Here is a 19,879-nt window from a genome sequence, read left to right as displayed (position 1 = left end):
CGAGTTATACTCCCAAATTAGGGACTGTAAAATAATTAATAAAGGAAAAACAGGTTAAAAAAGCACACTCGCCCGTGCTTGTAAAGTCGGAAAGATGATCTTGAGTTTTAAGAAAGCCTGATTCATAGCTATAACACTAAAAGTGAAAATATTAACTCGCAATTTACAATATTTTTCTGTATAAAAAATTAAGGAATGTTTAAAAAACCTTTTAATTAGTTAAATTATTCTAAATCTAAAATTTAATCCGATTTAATAAAAATACCTGTAGTTATAGTCAGCCCATTTTTCTGGATTTTTCAATTTTAAATTGTTAGGAAACGCTGAGGTTATTTCGATACCCAAGACTTAATAATCCTAGGTTGGCTTTTAATACAAATAAATCTATTTTATACCCTATTGATTGGTACCGCCAAAGGATATCATACCCCGAGGTAGTTTATTTGGTGCTAGTTAATTTATTAAAAATTAAAAACCTTTATTTGTAAAACCATCTTTAGGCAAGTATAAGACGTGAGCAATTTTATAATTTTAAGGTAAGTAAAATAAGATGTATCAGAAATTTAAAGAATACCTACAAAACATAACTTCCTTAAAGGAAACCGATATTGATTATATTGCCGGTTTCTTTAGTTTAAAAACTGCAAAACGAAATGAAATATTGGTAGATTGTGCCCAGGTTTGTACCGACTTTTACTTTATCAACACAGGAATGATGCGTATTTATACCTTAAATTCAGAGGGTATAGAAACTTCCCGGTTTTTTGCTTTTGAAGAAATGTTTTGTACAGCTTTACCGAGTTTTATTGATCAAAAACCCGCAGGCGAATATCTTCAATGCCTGGAGAAATCTGAATTATTGGTGTGTAAACGGCAAGACTTCTATAAATTAATTAAGCAATTCCCGGAGCTAGATCGGGTTTACCGAAAGATTTTGGAACTTGGGTTTATTACTTCTCAAAAACGAATTTATGGCTTCCAGGGATTTAATGCCCTTGAAAAAGTAAAATGGACCATAGAAAACCAACCAAGAATCCTTTTAAGAATTTCCAATAAAATGGCAGCTTCCTATTTGGGGATTTCTCCTTCTACTTTAAGCCGGGTTAAAGCTAAGCTCTAAATTTCTTGACTTATGTCAACGTTTAAGGGTAAAAGCCTTTTTATTTTTGTAAAAAAAAGAAAATGAAAAGAGTAGTTTTAACTTTTGGCTTGTTCCTATTAACTTCATTGGGATTTGCTCAAGAAGATAGTTACCAGTTGTCTACGCATATTTTAGATATCTCAGAAGGCGCTCCGGCAGCAAATGTTGCTATTAAACTTGAAAAAAGAAATAATAAAACGGAATCCTGGGACTATGTTTCCGAAAATTTAACCGCCGAAAATGGCCGGGTTAATGACTTTCTTCCTGCAGGCCAGAATAATAATGGAGTTTATAAGTTCACCTTTTTTGTAAATGAATATTATAAAGAAAAGGGCAAAGAAACTTTTTATCCATTCATAGAAGTAGTGTTTGAAATTAAAGATGAAAAACATTATCACGTGCCCATTACACTTTCTGCATTTGGTTATTCCACCTATAGGGGAAGTTAAATAATACTTTTAAAATTGGCAGGGGCAAAACCGTAGTTACTTTACAATTATTAGTATAGACCCTACAGTAATTATAGGTTTATGCCCCCTTGCCAATGCTTGTTTATATTTTAGTAGTACTTTTAAATGAAACAGCTAAGTAATTCAGTATTGTACCTAATGAGTATTGCAGCCGGCCTGGTAGTGGCAAACTTGTATTACAATCAGCCGCTGCTTCACCAAATAGCTGTAAGCTTTTCTGTAAAAGAATCGGCTGTAAGTAATGTAGCTCTTGCTACGCAGTTGGGTTATGCCCTTGGTTTATTAATCATTATTCCACTAGGTGATAAGGTATCTAATAAAAAGATTTTACACGTTGATTTCTTTTTAATGATTTTGGCATTAATAGCTACGGCAGTCTCAAATTCTTTGTTGTTACTTGTTATTAGTAGTTTTTTTATAGGTTTTACATCGGCTATTCCGCAACTTTTTGTTCCCATGGCAGCCGAGTTGTCCAATGATAAAGGCCGTGGTCGTGCCATAGGAATTGTAATGAGTGGTTTGCTTATTGGTATTTTAGGAAGTCGGGTAATAAGTGGATTGGTAGGGGAACAATTTGGTTGGAGAGCCATGTATTATGCCGCTGCGTTAATTATGTTAGCACTCTATATATTGCTCCAACTTAAATTACCGGCAATAAAACCCAGCTATAAAGGTAGTTATACCACTTTAATGAAATCTCTTTGGTTTTATTTAAAAACGGAACCTGCTCTAAGGTTGGCCGCACTTAGGGGAGGATTGGCTTTTGCAGGATTAAGTGCTTTTTGGACTACCCTGGTTTTCTTAATGGAAGATTCTTTTGGCTACGGCAGTGATGCTACGGGAGCTTTTGGTCTTTTTGGGATTTTAGGAGCCCTGGCGGCTACTGTAGTAGGTAAAATAAATGATAAGGTTGATAAAAATAAGATTATTCTATATTCAATTATTTTACTTATCCTGTCCTGGGGTGTTTTCTTGTTTTCAGCAAAGTCTTTAATAGGTTTAGTAATTGGGGTTACATTAGTAGATCTTGGTCTACAGGCTTTACATATTACGAATCAAAATATTATCTTTTCAAAGAACCCAGAGGCACGCAACCGGGTAAATACAATTTATATGGTAAGTTTTTTTATTGGTGGAGCGCTAGGTACCAGCCTGGGTGCCATAGCCTGGGAACATTTTAGATGGAACGGAGTTTCCATTTTAGGAATTCTTTTGTCTCTTGCCCTACTTTTGGTATACTTAGTGTATAGAGGTAAAAGCCCTTCTTAACTAAGAGTTACCTGAAGAAATAGAAAGTATATCTTATAGGTTTTCTGTACTTAAAAAGTATAATTTAATTCTTGCTTTGGAGTTAACAGGGGTTAGTGGTAAATGCCTGAAAATAGAAACTAATACCGGCAGCTTTCAATATTCATAAATTAGAAACCAAAGAAAATATGAGAAAAGCTCAAGCTAATTTTACACAAAATGATGTAGAACATTTAAAACACTGCCTTGCTTTGGCTAAAGAGGCTTTTGAGGCCGGCGATGAACCTTTCGGTTCTATTTTAGTCAATAAAAACAAACAGGTAATCGCCACGGCCCGAAATAGGGTTAATGAAATTAATAACCTGGCCCATCCTGAAATTGAATTGGCCCATTGGGCCGCAAAAAATCTTTCTAATGAAGAGAGAAGCACTACTACTATGTATACCAGCGGTGAGCATTGCCCTATGTGTGCTGCAGCCCACGCCTGGGTAGGATTGGGAGAAATCGTTTATTTAAGTTCAGCAGCCCAATTGGGTACCTGGTTGGCAGAAGTGAAGGCCAAACCTGCTCCTCTTAATTTTATTTCGGCCGAAAAAATTATTAAGAATACCAGTATTAGAGGTCCTTATGAAGGAGAACTTCTAGAAGAAATTAGAGATTTACAATTAAAATACCATAAAAATAACTAAGATGAAAAAGAATATAATTGGATTGACCCTTATACTTTTAACAACCATAGCTTGTAATACCTCAAAAAAAACACAGGAACCTGCAGATAATGTTGTTACTAACTTTTCAGATAAAGAATTAATTACTAAAGAAAAATGGATTCTTACAGAATTAGAAGGCCAGGAAATAACTGGCAATAAAGATAACCACGTTTATTTTACTTTAAATGCAAATGAGAATAGGATACAGGGATTTTCCGGATGTAATACTTTTATGGGAGAGTATAACCTGAATGAGAATAACAGAATTAGATTTTCTAAGCTGGCTTCTACCCGGATGGCCTGTTTTGATACTCCTGTTGCAGAAAGCGAAGTTTTAAAAGTTTTTGAACTGGCTGATAATTATACCATTAAAGATAATTTGTTAATGCTTAATGTAGGTAGGCGAAGTCCTTTAGCTGTTTTTAAGAAATCTACTCCTGAAGTTGTAGAAAAGTATTGGAAACTTAAAAGCCTTGGGGGCCAGGAGGTGAAAATGAGCGAAAACCAGGAAAGGGAAATTTATTTTATATTGGAGTCAAATACCAATAGAATTAAAGGTTTTGCCGGTTGTAATACATTTAATGGTACCTATGCTTTAGAAGAAGGCAATAGAATTAATTTCTCTCAAATGGCAGCTACCTTAAAGGCCTGTTCTAATCTTACCATAAACGAATCTGAGTTTTTAAAGGTTTTTGAGCTGGCAAATAATTATACTATTAAAGGAGATGTTTTAAATTTAAATATTGGAAGGCGAGCACCTTTAGCTGTTTTTGAAGCAGTTTATTTTCATTAAAAAAGCCTCATAATCGTTTTTAGTAGCGTTCTAAATTTCCAGATGTAAATCTGGAAATTTAGATTGGGGTAACATGGTTATATCATGTTTTATTCAATGTCTTATTAAATTCACTTCGTTATCTAGATTTACCCCTATATCTGCTGGGGCTTCAAATCTTTCCTCCAAATCAAAAGCCTTTCTATTTAATGCCCCTGGTTTTCAAAAAGGCGTTTTACTAAACATTTTTGGGCAGTAATATCCACATATCCTATGTATGCCTAATTTAAAGATGAAGTAAAAAAGTATACGACTACAGCCAATACCCATTATTTTAAGAGGTTTTATTTGGAATAGCCATAATCCATACCCCTTGCTTTGGACTTAGATTTAGAGCAAGATATTTTAAAAAAATCGGAGGGCGATTATTTATTGATGAGATTTTTAATTATCTTATGTAATTGGTATTCAGTGTGTTTTTGTGATCTTTTATCTTTTTTACTATGAAGAAATCAAACACTTTTAAAGTCTAAATGCATAATAGCTATAATAGAAATTGTGTGTATAAAATTTGTGAAATTTAAGCGTAAAAGATAAAAAGAGATCAATATGTTCTAATATCAAAATAATTTTATTGAAACGGAAAGATAATTACGAAATCATAAGAAATATGAATGCAAATCAAAGTCATAAAAACGGCGCCTCTTTAAAGCTATTGCTAGTAATATTTTTATTTAGTATAAATACCGTAGCGCAAGATAAAGAACAATTTCTCACAGCAAAAGAAAGTGAACCCAGCAATTTTGGTTGGATGCAGGGCTTTCCTCCGGCTGAAGATAAAGTGCTTCATACCTGGGACGGTTCGTTTTTTAAGTTTCCGGCATTAAGATGGAGTGTTGTACATATGCGGGAAATGTTGCCTACGCAAAATGTATCAAGGGGATTAGGGGCTCCAGAGCCATTTCAGTATAACCTGGATCCCTATATTGATTCTTTAAGTTTTATACCGTGGAATGCTACAAAGCCTATGACCTGGGAAGCTTCACTTTGGGAAAATTACACCGATGGTATGATTATTTTGCACAAGGGAAAAGTTGTTTATGAACGCTATTTTGCCGGGTTAACCGAATCTGATGTTCATGCCGTAATGTCCTTAACAAAATCTTTTACAGGTACTTTAGCTTCAATTCTTGTTGCTGAAGGTTCTCTTGACGACACGAAATTGGCATCTTTCTATGTACCCGAGTTGGAAAAATCGGCTTATGGTGATGCTACCGTACGCCAGGTAATGGATATGACCACAGCCCTTAATTACAGTGAAGATTATGCCAATCCTAAAGCAGATATTTGGGAGTTTTCTGCCGCGGGTAACCCATTGCCCAAACCTAAAAATTATAAGGGGCCCGTAGGTTATTATGAATATCTTGAAACTGTAGAAAAACAAGGTGAACATGGTGAGGTTTTTGGCTATAAAACCGTAAATTCAGATGCGCTGGGCTGGATAATCTCAAGAGCAACTGGAAAATCGGTAACCCGTCTCTTATCAGAAAAAATATGGAGTAAAATAGGAATGGAGCAGGATGCCTACTATCAGGTAGATAGTAAAGGGATAGCTTTTGCCGGAGGAGGCTTAAACGCCGGTTTACGGGATTTAGCGCGCTTTGGGGAACTAATTAGAAACAAAGGAAACTGGAAGGATAAACAAATCTTTCCGAAAGCGGTTGTTAACGATATCATGAAAGGAGGCAGTAAAGAGGCTTTTGCAAAATCTAATCATTCAAACCTTAAAGGTTGGTCTTATAGGAATATGTGGTGGATAACAGAAAATGAGAATACTGCATTTACAGCACGCGGAGTTCACGGGCAAACTATCTATATAGATCCTGCAGCCGAAATGGTAATTGTTCGCCTTGCTTCCCACCCCATAGCGGGTAATGCCGCCAACGATGCTACCTCTTTGCCAGCTTATAAGGCAGTAGCAAAATATTTAAGTAATAAATAGAAAACTACCTCGGGGCAAGCCTACGAGACATTTTGTAAACAAATTTTTAATTTCGAGGCAAGCCTTGGGGTATTATATCCTTTGGCGATGCCAATAAAAAATATAATTATGAATACATCAAAATTATTCGATTTAGAAGGAAAAACAGCTATTGTAACCGGTGGTGCCAATGGAATTGGAAAAGCAAGTTGTAAAATACTGGCTGCTCACGGGACTAAAGTGGTAGTTTCAGATTATAACCTGGAAGCGGCCAAAGAAGCGGTAAATGAAATAAATGAGGCAGGAGGGGAAGCTATTGCCATAGATTGCGATGTGACCAAAGATGAAGCTTTGCTAAATTTGGTAAATAAGACCATTGAAAAGTTTGGCGGGATACATATTCTTGTAAATAACGTAGGGGGTGGAGGCGCCGGAAGGGAAAGCCCGTATGATATAGAAGTGGAACAATTTATAAAGGTATATGAAATGAACGTTTTTAGTATGTGGCGACTTTGCCAACTGGTGGCACCACATATGAAGGAAGCTGGTTATGGGAGTATTATCAATATGTCTTCCATGGCTTCTATAAATAAAAGTCCGGCTATTAGTGCATACGCATCCTCTAAAGCCGCTATTAACCATATGACCAGAAATTTGGCTTTTGATTATGGTCCTGATGAAATTCGCATTAATGCTATTGGTCCCGGTGCAGTGCGCACCCATGCGCTTAGTACGGTACTTACTCCCGAAATAGAGAAAAGAATGTTAGCGCGTACCCCTATTAAACGATTAGGAGAGCCAGAAGATATTGCCGGGGCGGTATTGTATTTTGCCGCACCTATATCTAGTTGGACTAGCGGTCAGGTGTTGTTTGTAAATGGAGGGGGAGAACAAACCTTAGATTAAAGCTTTTAATAAAATAGAAAAGAAAAATAAATTTCTCTTGGCAAAACTTGTAATATTAAATTTCGATTATTTAGTAAAAATTGCACTTTTATAGTTTTCTAAATCTAACAACTAGCACAGCTAATAGAATAAAAATAGAAAGTAGAAATAAAATGGTAATTTGGTTTTCTACCCACAGGGAATAATAAAAACTCTTGTGCAAGTATAATGAAGATCCAAATGCAAGAAGTATGAAAAGCGTGAGAATTTTAATTTTTTTTAGTTGCATATAGTATTTCATTAGAAAACTGAATTAAAGCCCTCAAACCTTATACCTGTTATTGCAATTAGTTTTAATGAATAATGCTAAGTGTTTTGTTTTTAGTGTTTTGTGTGTTTTGTTGCTGTTTGCGAAGTAATTTGAAATGGGGTGAATAGTACCACCTGGAGAAAATTGTACCACGAAATAAATTCAAAAAAAGAGGCTGTTTGAAATGTCTAGTTTCGTCGAGCTGAACTTGTTTCAGCTTCTAAGATGTTTAGATTATCATTCTTTTATATCCTGAAATAAATTCAGGATGACGATCTGAAGAACTTTTCAGACAGCCATTTTCTTTACGTACTAACTTAACTTATAAGCTTAGAATTTTATTGAAATCGGGTAGTTCTATGTTCGATTTCTCGATGCGGTCAAACTCATTTGTTGCGGGATTGTATCTATAGTCTTTCTCCCAAACAGTTTTATTTGTAATAACTTTTTTTAGGGCATCTACAATATATAGAACTTCTTCATTGGTCATAATTGGATGGAGTGAAATACGTACCCAGCCCGGTTTTTCTTCTAGATTTTTTTGGGCTATTCCCGTGCTAATTTTTTTTGAATGATTTTTATCTATTTCAAATAAATAATGAGCATAAGTACTGGCACAAGACCAACCTCCACGAACCTGAATCCCAAATCTATCGTTTAGTAAGCGAACAACCAGGTTATAATGAAAACCTTCGAGGTTTAAAGAAACACAACCAATTTGATCATTTTCTTTATTACCCAAAAGAAGCACTTGGGGAATGTTAGCAACATTATCGTAAAAAAGCTCTAAAAGTTCTTTTTCCCGAAGTTTCATACGTTGCGTATTCATTTTCTCTTTTAAGCTTATGGCTAATGCGGCCCGCATTACCTGCAAAATTCCTGGGGTGCCTCCATCTTCCCGAACCTCCAGTTCTTGGGAATAAGCATATTTTCCCCAGGGATTGGTCCATTTTACATTACCACCTCCCGGATTATCGGGAATGCTGTTTTGCTGTAAGTTTTCATTATAAATAAGCACTCCACAAGCCCCAGGCCCTCCAAGAAATTTATGAGGAGAAAAGAAAATAGCGTCCAATTTTTCTTCTTTTGCTTCAGGGTGCATGTCTATCGCTACATAAGGCGCCGAAGCAGCAAAATCTACAAAGCAATAGCCATTATAGCGATGCATAATTTTTGCTAATTCGTGGTAGGGAGTAATGACACCGGTAACGTTAGAACAGGCTGTAAAGGAGCCTATTTTTAGTTTTCGGTTTTTATATTTCTCTAATTCAAGTTCTAAAATTTTTGGATCAATAAGATTATTTTTTCCGGGCGGAATAATAACCACCTCTGCATTGGTTTCATACCAGCATACCTGATTTGAATGATGCTCCATATGACTTATAAAAACTACAGGGCGATCTTTTTCTGCCTGCGTTTCCGGGGTTTTATCCAAAGATAAAATGCGTTGTAATTTTCTTAGGGCACCGGTCATTCCTGTGCCTGTGGTGACCAATATATCTTCATTGTTCGCATTTACATGCGTTTTTATAATTTTACGAGCTTCATGATAAAGATAAGTTGTGTTTTTTCCGCTTTCGCTAGAGAAAGAGTGGGTGTTGGCCATCATGGGGCCAACTTTATTACAAATAATATCTTCAATAGGTTGGTATAAGCGGCCACTGGCAATCCAATCGGCATAAAGCAGGTTTTGTTTTCCGTAATCTGTATAAAAGCTGCAATCGTTACCTATGGTGTTATTGCGAAACTCTGCGAATTGTTGTTCCAGTTTACTGTTTTTAATAACATTAACTGTTGATTCCATGCTGAACTATTTTTCTTGAAATTTTTTAACTCCTTTTTTTAGCCAATTTAGGTATTCCTCAATATCTGGAGTGTACCCAACGGGATCCAGTAAGTTACGTTCTTCTAAATCCATAAGCACATAAAAAGGTTGTGCATTTGCTTTATATCTTAGGGTTTGAAATTCACTCCATTTCTGGCCAATATACTTTAATTTTTTTCCACTTATTTCTGAAATAATATTTTCGTCTTCCGGTAATTTTCGTTTGTCATCTACATAAAGCGAAATGAGTACAATATCATTTTTTAGAATTTGTAGAATTGCAGGATCGCTCCATACACGTTCTTCCATTTTTCGGCAATTTACACAGGCATGTCCTGTAAAATCTATCATTACCGGTTTATTTACTTGTTTGGCATAGGCCAATCCTTTTTCATAGTCTGTAAAAGATAGAATATCATGCGGTCCTAAATGGGCACCATCGGGGAAATCTTTTTCTGTAACTCCTGTTGCTCCACTACCTAATTTGGTATATCCAACACCATAAGGAGATTCACTATAATTCATTGCCGGCAGAAATCCGCTAATTAATTGTAAAGGTGCACCCCATAAGCCCGGGATCATGTAAATGGTAAAGGCCATAACCAGCAAACCTAAACTAAGTCTTCCTACTGAAATGTGGTCTAGAGGAGAGTCATGCGGTAATTTAATTTTTCCGAACAGGTAAAAAGCCATAGCACCAAAAATAGTAATCCAAATGGCAAGAAAAATCTCACGTTCCAACCAGTGTAATTGTAACACCAAATCGGCATTAGAAAGAAATTTAAATGCTAGCGCGAGTTCCAGGAATCCCAGTACTACTTTTACCGTATTGAGCCAGCCTCCCGATTTTGGAAGGGAATTTAACCAGCCGGGAAAAGCAGCAAATAGGGCAAATGGCAATGCCAGGGCAAGTGAAAAACCAAACATACCTACAAAAGGTGCAATTCCGCCTTTAGAGGCAGCTTCTACCAAAAGGGTTCCTACAATGGGCCCTGTACAGGAAAATGATACGATAGCCAGGGCTAAGCCCATAAAGAAAATGCCTATAATTCCGCCTTTATCGGCTTGTTTATCTACTTTATTCGCCCAGGAATTAGGTAACATAATTTCAAAAGCTCCTAAAAAGGAGATGGCAAAAATAACAAGAATGATAAAAAAGATGAGGTTAAACCAAACGTTAGTGGATAAGGCATTTAAAGCACTTGCACCAAAAATCCAGGTAACAATTCCACCTAAAAAAAGGTAAATTACAATGATAGAAACACCATAGATAAGAGCATTTTTTATGCCTTTGGCCCGGGTTCTACTTTGTTTTGTAAAAAAACTAACCGTCATGGGGATCATAGGAAAAACACAGGGGGTAAGCAAAGCTGCAAAACCTGAAAAGAAAGCGATAATAAAAATGGTCCATAAACCCTTTTTCTTTTGTTTTCTGGTATCTGCAATGGCAGTTTCTGAAGATTTTTTAGGTTTGGAAACCTGACTTTCCTGTTCTTTTGTTATTTCATTACCGGTATTCAAGGTAAGAGGAACACTCTTAGAAAGATTAAACTCCAGGTCTACATAAGTAGGAGGGAGGCAGCGTTCATCATCACATACCATAAAGGCTACTTCCCCCTGTATACTTTTTAAACTTTTGTTTGTTAATTTGATTCTTTGTCTAAACTCAGCCTGGTTTTCAAAAAAGGTGATTACCATGTTAAAGACAGGATCGTTTATGGTGCGACCTTCCTCTTCCAGGGTGTTTCCTACTAGCTCATAACCCGCATCCGGCTCATAACTAAAGCTTGTTGGAATGGGCCCATTTTCTGGCACTTGCTGAGAATACAAATGCCAGCCCGGTTCTATTTGAGCATTGATGACTAATTCAAACTCGGTCTCCGATATTTTTTCTACGCTTGTAGACCAATTAACCGGATCATAGATTTGGGCATCTACTTTTGCTGATATAAGTAAAATGAGAAATAGTAAATACTTTACACCTCTTTTGAAAAACCTGTTGCTAAGTTTAAGAATCATAATTTATTTATTCTTTAAAAGAGCCAGATTTGATAATAATAAACTGTTCTGGCTTAATGTATTTTTTAATTGCCTTATTCACCTCTTTTAAGCTTAATTTTTCAATCTCTTTTGGGTAGGTAGCAATATAAGAAGGGTCTTTTCCTTCCTGTAGGTATGTTAAAATAGTATTCGCCATACCTCCGGTTGTGGAAAGGGAAACTTTAAAAGAACCAATTATATTTGTTTTTTTATTCTGAAGTTCTTCTTTGGTAATCCCATTTTTAATCCACTTATTTATTTCCCTAAAGCTTGATTCCTCTCCTTTTTCTATCAAGCCTGGGTTAAAAGAAGCATTTACCAGCCAATAACCATCTGTAAAAGTATTACTGGACTGGTTGGCGTAAATACCGTAGGTAAGACCTTCTTTATCTCTTACTTCCTGCATTAGTCGGCCGGCAAAACCTCCTCCTAAAGCATAGGTGCCTAATTTCATCGCTAAATAATCGGGATCATTTTTAGTAAGGCCGGTATATTGTGCAATAGTTAATGTAGCACTTGGCTTTTCGGGTACCTGAATGGTTTTTGTGATTTCTTTCTTGTTTTTTACCGCTTTGGCAGGATAGTTTAGGGCAGTACCTTTTTTGGCCGATGCCGGAAAACTTTCTTTTAAAGCACTAATGGTTTCGGTTTCGTTAACATCTCCCACAATTACCATTTGAATTGGCGTGTCTATATAATTTGCTTTATGAAAAGCCTTAACATCTTTTAATGTGATGCTTTCTATATCCTTTATTTGTGCTTCAAGAGATTTGGAATAATTTGGATGATTTTCAGGATAAATAGTTTGCACCAATTCAATTTGTGCCAGGGTGCCGGGATCGTCCAATCTGTTTTTTAAATTACCAACATATTGCTTCTTTAGCAACTCCAGTTCATCTTCTTTAAATGCGGGCTCGTATAAGGCCTCTGCAAGTAATTGGATAACCGAATTTGCATTGGAATTAAGTGTTTTAAAATAGAACCCGGTTTTAAAATCTCCTGAATAGAAACTGATATTGGTTCCCATTTTTTCAAGAGCTGCCGAAAACTCGTATTTGTCTTTGGTTGCAGTCCCTTTTGATAGCATAGCAGCGGTGATAGATGCAAGGTTACTTTTTTCGGTTGATGCTTCACCTGCATTAAAACTTCCGGTTACGGTAATAAAATCATTAACGGCAGTCTTTACCGTTACCAGGTCAATTCCCTTAACTTGTTGCCTTTTGTATTTAAACGCCTCTTTCTTTTTGCCTGGCGTAAAATCCAGGTTAGTTGCGTTTGTTTGCTCCTTTTGAGCTGTTTTTGGGTTTCTGTAGTATAAATGATTGTTGTAATCTTCCTGGAAAGCCTCAGCTTTATTTTCTGCTTGCTCATTACCAGCTGTTTTATTTTTCGGAATAAAGAACCCGGTAGTGCTTTGGTCTATGTTTAGATATTTGTTGGCAACTCTTTTTACATCTTCAGGAGTTACTTGCTTTAATTTTTTAACCCTGTTAATATAGTCGGTCCAGTCGCCTACGGCAATGGCTTCATTTAATGCTCCTGCAATTGCAAAAGAGCCATCTCTGCTCATTTTGTTATTGGCTACGGTTGCCGATACTACCCGGTTAATAGCTTCCTGGGCCACGCTATTTGTTTTAATGCTGTCAACAAGTGAACGAATTTCCTTTTTTGCTTCCTCGTGACCAAAATCGGGGGCTAAGCCTAACCCGATAGACATTAAGTTGTGATCTTTAAAATTACTAAGCTGGCTGTAAGCATAAAGGGCTTTGCCGTTGTCTGTAAATTTTTTGTTTAAAATAGCAGAAGCTCCATTGGTAAGAACCATATTCAACACGCCCAAAGCAGCGTGATCTTCGTGCATTCTTCCCGGAACCTTAAAGGCTGTCATCACTACACCGGTTTGTCTCGGTTTTTTAACCGTTATTTGTCTTGGACCTGTTTGTTCTGGCTCTTCAGTATAGGGCTGCGGAAATTCATGTGGAGCTTTAGCTATTGGACCAAAATATTTATCAACTAGTTCAAAAACTTCTTCTTTCTCGAAATCGCCAATAATAGAAAGTGTTGCGTTATTTGGCCAATAATAAGTGTCGTAGAACTCTCTTAATTTTTCGTTTGGCGCGTTTTCAATGTCAGATTTCCAGCCAATCGTAGAATGATGATAAGGATGCGCCATAAACGCTGTAGCCCATATTTCTTTGGAAAGAATACTATTAGGATTGTTTTCTCCCTGCTCAAATTCGTTTCTCACTACCGTCATTTCTGCTTCTTTATCTTCTGGTAGTAATAAAGCATTTCGCATGCGATCGGCCTCTACTTCAATAGCCAGCTCTAAATAATCGCTTGGAATGGTTTCGTAATAATTGGTTCTGTCATTCCAGGTGGTAGCATTAAGATTAGCGCCAATATTTTGTAAAACATTGGTTACTGTTATGGTTTTGGGGTTGTATTTGGGAGTTCCTTTAAACATTAAATGTTCTAATAAGTGGGTAGAGCCGGTATTGCCGGGAACTTCGTGTTTAGACCCCACATGGTAGGTGATTTGAACCGTTACTACAGGAGCAGCTTGGATCCTGGTATAGTAAAACCTGTAGATCGTTAGGTTTATAATTGTATTCTTCTATGCCTCCAAGAGACTTTAGGTGTTGGAATTTGCTCTCTTGCGCATAGCTGGTAAAAAAGCTAAAAAGAAAGATGTAAGTGCAAATTCTAAAAAAACCTTGCTTCATATTTTAAAGTTTTAGGGGTGATAAGGAAATATTTAATTTCAGGTGAAATAAATACCATGGTCCATTTATTTCTAAACCTGTATTACAGCCCTATGAGGCTAGAACACCTAAAAACCATTGTGAAATAAATGTTAATATATTGTTAAAACAATAAATGTGATATTTGAAAATCAGATTTTATTTATCCTATATGAATTTAAAAGTCTTTAAATGAATGTGTTGTGAAAGTGTGTTGTGGTGCTTTAAATCTTAGAAGTTTTGTGTAAAATGTATTCTATTTGAAAGCTTTGGGATATAAAAAAAGCAATATTAGCTTTAGAATTGTCGTTATTGTTTTAGGTTTAATCTAAAATTTTGGAGAAAACCTAATTAGAAAAGATAAATGAGTTTATAGGGGATCTGAAAACTGAAGTGTTTTAAGTATGATGATAAGGAATAAGGGGTCTTCTTTAAACTCTTCTCTTATTTTTTGATAGGCAATTCGCATTTGAGATTCCACCGATTTAACTGATAGCTCCAATTTTTCAGCAATTTCTTTGTACTTATAGCCTTGCTGTTTTAGTTCTAAAACCTGTTTGCATCGGCTAGGAAGTTTTTCAATAACTTCTCTAAGTTTTTTAATTTTTCTTTCTTGTAATTCTTCATCTACAGATATTTCTTCTCTTAGTGCTTCTTCTTTTAGCCTTTGCGATAATTTGTCTTGCTTTTTATTGACGCGCTGCATTTGCAGAAAAGAATTATATGCAGTTTTGTATAAATAACTTTTAAGAGAAATATTAATATCTAATGTTTCCCTTTTTTGCCATATAACAATAAATGTAGATTGAACAATCTCTTGTGCTGTATCCCAATCCTGGGTGTAGGATTTAATATAGGCACACAGCGGTTGGTAGTGTTTCTCGAACAAGCGGCCATAAGCAAGTGCATCACCATCTTTAAGTGCTTGTGAGAAATCTCTATTGTTCATTTATAAGGTTAAAATTTAGGGCAAGATATGTATATTAAAAAATAATTAAAAAAAAGTTAAGGGTAAATAAGATAAAAATCATCATAGCTATAGATATGGAAAAGATCATAATAAAATATTTGAATAATGAAGCTTCTTCAATGGAAATTGAAAAGCTCAACAAGTGGTTGGAAGATGAAAAAAATAGGAATACCTATAAGTCTTTCGTGAAAACACAATATTTAATAGATCGAAACTTTGCTCCACAGCAAAATAAAGCACCCCAGGTTATAGGTGGTATTAAAAAGCAAAAATCCGTAAAAAGAAATTTTTCTTTCTTAAAATATGCAGCTGTGTTCGCAGCCATTATACTGGGTGCACTCTTTATCTATTATAGCACCAATGGAGTTAATAATGTTAGGCAGTCTAACCAGATTACCTTAGAGTTAGAAGATGGTACTCTGGAGGTGATAGATGGTGATAAAGAGATTTTTTCTTCGGGAAAATCAAGGATTGTTAAAGACGAAAAACATAAACTGGTGTATAAAGATAACACCATAAGTACGGCCAACGAGTTACAGTATAATACTTTAAGAGTTCCTTTTGGGAAAACTTTTGAGCTACCGTTAACCGATGGTTCAGAAATAATTCTTAATGCGGGCACAGAGTTAAAATATCCGGTAGCATTTCTTGATGAAGGTAATAGAGAGGTATTCTTAAAAGGAGAGGCTTATTTTAAAGTTGCCCACGATAGTCTTAGGCCTTTTTTAGTTTCTACAAGTCAAATGCAAATAGAAGTTTTGGGTACGCAATTTAATGTTACTGCATACGAAAACGATCAGAAAACCAAAGCATTGCTTGTTTCGGGAAAGGTTTCGGCAGTTCCAACATTATCAGAAGAATCGGTGATATTACGTCCTAATCAACTTGCCGAGATAACCGGTGGGAAAATGAAGGTTTCTAATGTGAACCCTGATAAATACCTGGCCTGGATAGATGGCAATATTATTTTTATAAACGATTCTTTTGAAGTGATAAAGAATAAGTTGGAAAGAAAGTTTAATGTAGTTATTGATAATAGATATGAAGCTCTTAATGATATAAAAATTAGTGGAAGTTTTGAGACTGAAAGTATAGACCAGGTCTTACAAACTTTTCAAAAGTATAAAGCTTTTAATTACAAGAAGATTGAAAACAAGATTGTAATAACCAAACCTTAAATAGTGTATGTAAATATTCTTATAAAAAAGGGATGCGCCAACATCCCTTTAAAAACGATTTAACTAACCTAGAAATTGACTAACTAAATCTTATCAAAATTATGAAAAAACCATTTAATTTAAAGGGATTTCCTCATGTATTGCTGAAACCCGATTTAAAGATGAAGCTCACCTATTTTCTATTTATTTTTTGTTTCTTTCAAATTAAAGCCGGTACCTATGCTCAAGATGTGAATGTAGATATTCACCTTACCAACGCTAGTATGCTAGAGGTTTTTAATGCTATTGAAAACCAAACCAACTACAGGTTTTTTTACAATCAGGAAGAACTAAACCCGGCAAGAAGACTTACGTTAGATGTAGATAAAGAAAAACTTAGTGCAGTTTTAAAGTATTTATTTCAAGGCACAAGTAATTCTTATCAGGTTTTTGAAAATCAAATTATTATTTCCAGGGCTCAGTCACAAACTGAAGACTCCACAATTAAGGCACAGGAGTTTGTGGTGACGGGTAAAGTGACAGATGAAGCCGGTTCACCGTTATATGGTGTGGCCGTTATTGAAAAAGCTTCTAATATGGGTACTGCCACCAATGAAAACGGTGAATACCGTTTAAGAGTCCAGGATCTTGAGCAAACATTAATTTTTTCTTACCTGGGCTTTCAAAAAGTAGAAGTAGCACTTAACGGAAGTACTACTTTAAATATGCAGTTAAAGCCAGACTTAGGCGAGCTAAACCAGGTGGTATTAATTGGGTATGGAAAACAAAAACGCAGCTCAGTTTCCGGGGCTGTTTCTTCTATTAATTCGGGAGATATAGAGAATACTTCAACCGGTACCATAGGTTTTGATCGTGCCCTGGGTGGTTTGGCAAAGGGGGTACAGGTATCTCAAAATACAGGTCGCCCCGGTGCACCTATTCGTTTAAATGTGAGAGGTTATACTTCTCCCTTATCCGGAAGCTTAAACCAACCATTATATGTAATAGATGGAGTACCTTTTAATATAGATGCCTTGCCGGGCACTTTTACCGGAGGAACCAGCAACCCTTTATTGGCTATTAGTCCAGATAATATTGAAAGTATCGATATTTTAAAAGATGCTGCTGCCACGGCTATTTATGGTTCCAGAGGAGCCAATGGGGTGGTGATTGTAAAAACAAAATCGGCCGAAAATAACCAAAAGCCTCAAATTGATTTTAGTTACAATACAACCATCGCAAAACCTATAAATACCTTAACCTCATTAAATGCTACACAATATAAAAACTTTTACGACCAACTAATTTCTAATAGTGTTGAAGCGGTAAACCAGGGCCGTGTACCATTCTTTTATGGTTTCGACCTGGGGAATTTGGCCGATGTGCCTTTTGATCCCACTACTGGAGGTTTCTCTTATAACGGACTTATAGATGCGCAATTTGGAGATGCCGATATTAATTATAACGATGAAGTTTATCGGGATTTTGCCCTTACTAATCAATTGAATTTTGGAATTAGTGGAGGTAGTGAAAATACGAACTATACTTTTGGGATTTCCGGAAGTGATCAGGAAGGATTGATAATTAATGATGAGTTTAAACTTTATAACACCCGGGCAGCCGTTAATACCAAAATTACCGAAAGGATTAGTACCGGTGTGTCCTTAAATCTTGGCTATAATAAAGCAGAATCTGGAGAAGGTTCACAAGACGGCCAATACAATGTCAATACTGCCAATATTGTTGCGCGTCCAGATTTTCCGTATCGTGGAGACGATGCTAACCTTATTCCATTACCAGATTTTCAATATGGTTTCCCAACCTTTGAGCCCAGTCCAATAGCAAGGTTACAGCATAAAAATAATTCTGAAAATTATAACTTTATAGGAAATGGTTTTTTAGAAGTAGAAGCTTTAAAAAACCTTAACCTTAAAGCTGAAATAAACGCTGCTTTATTTGATAGGGATAATTCCATTTTTACGCCGGGCTCTGCTCAAACCAATTTTGGATTTCCTAATTCCTCATATTTAACCACTTCAAAAAGTAGGTCTACTAACCTTACTACCAATTTAACAGCTAACTATAGGTTTTCATTGAAGGAACATAATTTTGATCTTTTGGGTGGTTATGCCTGGGATAGAACTCAAATAAGTTCAGAAAACTATTTCTTTCTAGGCTTTCCCGATGAGGATATTTTAATTAATCCGGGCTCTGCCGAACAGGTGTTAGGCTATGGCAATTCAGATTCAGAAAACGGGATTAACTCCTTTTTTAGCAGGTTAAGTTATGATTATAAAAATAGATATACCGCAACAATAAACTTTAGAACTGATGCTTCCTCAAAATTTGGTCCTGAGAATCAAAGAGGATATTTCCCATCTGTTTCTGCTGCCTGGAATATTTCGAATGAAGCCTTTCTAAATGATAGTAAAGCAATAAATAACCTTAAATTAAGAGCAAGTCTTGGTAAAGTAGGTTCGGCTAATATCTCAAACTTTGCATATCTACAGTTTTTCTCAACCAATTCTAGCGATTTATATGGAGGGAGTACAGCTATAGTAGCTTCTAACACTTTGCCTAATAGAAATGTAGGTTGGGAGACAACCAAAGAAGTGAACCTTGGTTTAGACTTTGATTTCTTTAATTATCGCCTACGCGGAAGTTTTGATATTTACAAAAGAGAAACAGAAGGAGCTTTGGCACCCACACCAATACCTTATGAATTGGGGCCAAATACCTATGTTTCTAATCTAATGGATGTTTCTAACGAAGGGATGGAAATTTCTTTGGGAGGTGATATTATTAAAACCAATGATTTTACCTGGAGTTTAGACGCCAATTGGGCATATAACCGCAATGTCTTAGAAAAATTGAATGGCGCAAATATCAATCAGTATAATTTAGATTACTATATAGAGGGCGAGCCTGTGGGAACCATTAAAGGTTACGAGGTAGTTAAAATTATTGAAACCCAGGAAGAAGTAGACGAGCTTAATGCCAATTCACCTTCCGGTTTTTATGACAGGGCATCTTTTGGGGCAGGAGATTATATGTTTAAAGATACTAATGGCGACGGGCAAATAACGACCGAGGATAGAGTGAAAATAGGCTCTATTGAACCAGGTTTCTTTGGAGGTTTTAATACAAAGGTTCGTTTTAAAAATATAAGCCTTTCATCTTATTTTCAGTATTCAGTGGGGGCAGAGTCTGTGTGGAGTGCAATAACCAATCAGCCTTCAAATTATCTTGGGCCAAACAAATTAAGTGAGTATGCATTAAATACCTGGTCTCCTGGTAATACAGATGCCAGATTTGCAAAAGCTATTTATACCGATCCTTCCAGAAATGCAAGATTAAACGATCGTTATGTGTATGATTCTTCATATTTAAGATTGAAATACCTTCAGTTAGCCTATAATTTTGACCAGACTTTTCTTGATGCATTAAATGTGCAAAAGCTCTCAATTTTTATCTCGGGATCTAATTTATTTACGCTAACCGATTGGCCCGGAGTTGATCCTGAAAGTTTTTCGGAAAGAGGAACTATTACCGATGGGGCTAATAACGAAGACCCATACCCACTTGCCAAATCTTATTCACTGGGAGTTCAATTACAATTTTAAAAA

General features: G+C 36.0%; 13 protein-coding genes. 9 read left to right on the top strand and 4 right to left on the bottom strand.

What is annotated here, in order from left to right:
* Positions 1–550: 550 nt before the first annotated feature.
* The 7 genes from I6U49_RS12510 (at position 551) to I6U49_RS12480 (ending at position 7,228) form a co-directional block, all read left to right on the top strand.
* The gene (locus I6U49_RS12510; RefSeq protein ID WP_193710716.1) at positions 551–1,120 is read left to right on the top strand and encodes a Crp/Fnr family transcriptional regulator; all 570 of its coding nucleotides are present in this window, start codon (positions 551–553) and stop codon (positions 1,118–1,120) included.
* Between the two features lie 62 nt (positions 1,121–1,182).
* Positions 1,183–1,590 (top strand): hydroxyisourate hydrolase, encoded by a 408-nt coding sequence (gene uraH, locus I6U49_RS12505; protein WP_198629057.1) that lies wholly within the window; start codon positions 1,183–1,185, stop codon positions 1,588–1,590.
* A 126-nt stretch (positions 1,591–1,716) separates the two neighbouring features.
* The gene (locus tag I6U49_RS12500; RefSeq protein ID WP_198629056.1) at positions 1,717–2,880 is read left to right on the top strand and encodes an MFS transporter; all 1,164 of its coding nucleotides are present in this window, start codon (positions 1,717–1,719) and stop codon (positions 2,878–2,880) included.
* 167 nt (positions 2,881–3,047) lie between these two features.
* The gene (locus I6U49_RS12495) at positions 3,048–3,548 is read left to right on the top strand and encodes a nucleoside deaminase (protein ID WP_198629055.1); all 501 of its coding nucleotides are present in this window, start codon (positions 3,048–3,050) and stop codon (positions 3,546–3,548) included.
* 1 nt (position 3,549) lies between these two features.
* Positions 3,550–4,362, top strand: a complete 813-nt coding sequence (locus tag I6U49_RS12490; RefSeq protein WP_198629054.1) for an META domain-containing protein — start codon at positions 3,550–3,552, stop codon at positions 4,360–4,362.
* 613 nt (positions 4,363–4,975) lie between these two features.
* The gene (locus I6U49_RS12485; RefSeq protein WP_232804713.1) at positions 4,976–6,343 is read left to right on the top strand and encodes a serine hydrolase domain-containing protein; all 1,368 of its coding nucleotides are present in this window, start codon (positions 4,976–4,978) and stop codon (positions 6,341–6,343) included.
* 108 nt (positions 6,344–6,451) lie between these two features.
* Positions 6,452–7,228 (top strand): glucose 1-dehydrogenase, encoded by a 777-nt coding sequence (locus I6U49_RS12480; RefSeq protein ID WP_198629053.1) that lies wholly within the window; start codon positions 6,452–6,454, stop codon positions 7,226–7,228.
* 611 nt (positions 7,229–7,839) lie between these two features.
* Here the strand turns inward: I6U49_RS12480 and I6U49_RS12475 are convergent.
* From I6U49_RS12475 to I6U49_RS12460, 4 genes are all read right to left on the bottom strand, one after another.
* A complete protein-coding gene (locus I6U49_RS12475) occupies positions 7,840–9,321 on the bottom strand; it encodes an aminotransferase class V-fold PLP-dependent enzyme (protein ID WP_198629052.1) in 1,482 nt (493 codons plus the stop codon).
* 6 nt (positions 9,322–9,327) lie between these two features.
* Positions 9,328–11,361, bottom strand: coding sequence for a protein-disulfide reductase DsbD family protein (locus I6U49_RS12470; RefSeq protein ID WP_198629051.1), 2,034 nt, complete (start codon positions 11,359–11,361; stop codon positions 9,328–9,330).
* Between the two features lie 7 nt (positions 11,362–11,368).
* Positions 11,369–13,909, bottom strand: a complete 2,541-nt coding sequence (locus tag I6U49_RS17210; protein ID WP_198629050.1) for a M16 family metallopeptidase — start codon at positions 13,907–13,909, stop codon at positions 11,369–11,371.
* 587 nt (positions 13,910–14,496) lie between these two features.
* A complete protein-coding gene (locus I6U49_RS12460; RefSeq protein ID WP_193710725.1) occupies positions 14,497–15,075 on the bottom strand; it encodes an RNA polymerase sigma factor in 579 nt (192 codons plus the stop codon).
* A gap of 95 nt (positions 15,076–15,170) precedes the next feature.
* Here I6U49_RS12460 and I6U49_RS12455 point away from each other — a divergent pair, with 95 nt between their 5' ends.
* Together I6U49_RS12455 and I6U49_RS12450 are read left to right on the top strand one after the other, a co-directional pair.
* On the top strand, positions 15,171–16,274 hold the full coding sequence (locus I6U49_RS12455; RefSeq protein ID WP_198629049.1) for a FecR family protein: 1,104 nt from the start codon (positions 15,171–15,173) through the stop codon (positions 16,272–16,274).
* Between the two features lie 101 nt (positions 16,275–16,375).
* Positions 16,376–19,876, top strand: coding sequence for a TonB-dependent receptor (locus I6U49_RS12450; protein WP_198629048.1), 3,501 nt, complete (start codon positions 16,376–16,378; stop codon positions 19,874–19,876).
* Positions 19,877–19,879: the final 3 nt, after the last annotated feature.

Origin of the sequence: Salegentibacter maritimus, from assembly GCF_016236915.1 — a bacterium.
In the GTDB taxonomy this organism is placed as follows: Bacteria; Bacteroidota; Bacteroidia; order Flavobacteriales; family Flavobacteriaceae; genus Salegentibacter; species Salegentibacter maritimus.
The sequence above is the reverse complement of the archived record's forward strand: the minus strand, read 5'-3'. Positions and strand labels throughout refer to the sequence as shown.

Coding starts and splice junctions, on each gene's coding strand:
- I6U49_RS12510 (WP_193710716.1), top strand. CDS start 551: ATGTATCAGAAATTTAAAGAATACCTACAAAACATAACTTCCTTAAAG.
- uraH (WP_198629057.1), top strand. CDS start 1,183: ATGAAAAGAGTAGTTTTAACTTTTGGCTTGTTCCTATTAACTTCATTG.
- I6U49_RS12500 (WP_198629056.1), top strand. CDS start 1,717: ATGAAACAGCTAAGTAATTCAGTATTGTACCTAATGAGTATTGCAGCC.
- I6U49_RS12495 (WP_198629055.1), top strand. CDS start 3,048: ATGAGAAAAGCTCAAGCTAATTTTACACAAAATGATGTAGAACATTTA.
- I6U49_RS12490 (WP_198629054.1), top strand. CDS start 3,550: ATGAAAAAGAATATAATTGGATTGACCCTTATACTTTTAACAACCATA.
- I6U49_RS12480 (WP_198629053.1), top strand. CDS start 6,452: ATGAATACATCAAAATTATTCGATTTAGAAGGAAAAACAGCTATTGTA.
- I6U49_RS12475 (WP_198629052.1), bottom strand. CDS start 9,321: ATGGAATCAACAGTTAATGTTATTAAAAACAGTAAACTGGAACAACAA.
- I6U49_RS12470 (WP_198629051.1), bottom strand. CDS start 11,361: ATGATTCTTAAACTTAGCAACAGGTTTTTCAAAAGAGGTGTAAAGTAT.
- I6U49_RS12460 (WP_193710725.1), bottom strand. CDS start 15,075: ATGAACAATAGAGATTTCTCACAAGCACTTAAAGATGGTGATGCACTT.
- I6U49_RS12455 (WP_198629049.1), top strand. CDS start 15,171: ATGGAAAAGATCATAATAAAATATTTGAATAATGAAGCTTCTTCAATG.
- I6U49_RS12450 (WP_198629048.1), top strand. CDS start 16,376: ATGAAAAAACCATTTAATTTAAAGGGATTTCCTCATGTATTGCTGAAA.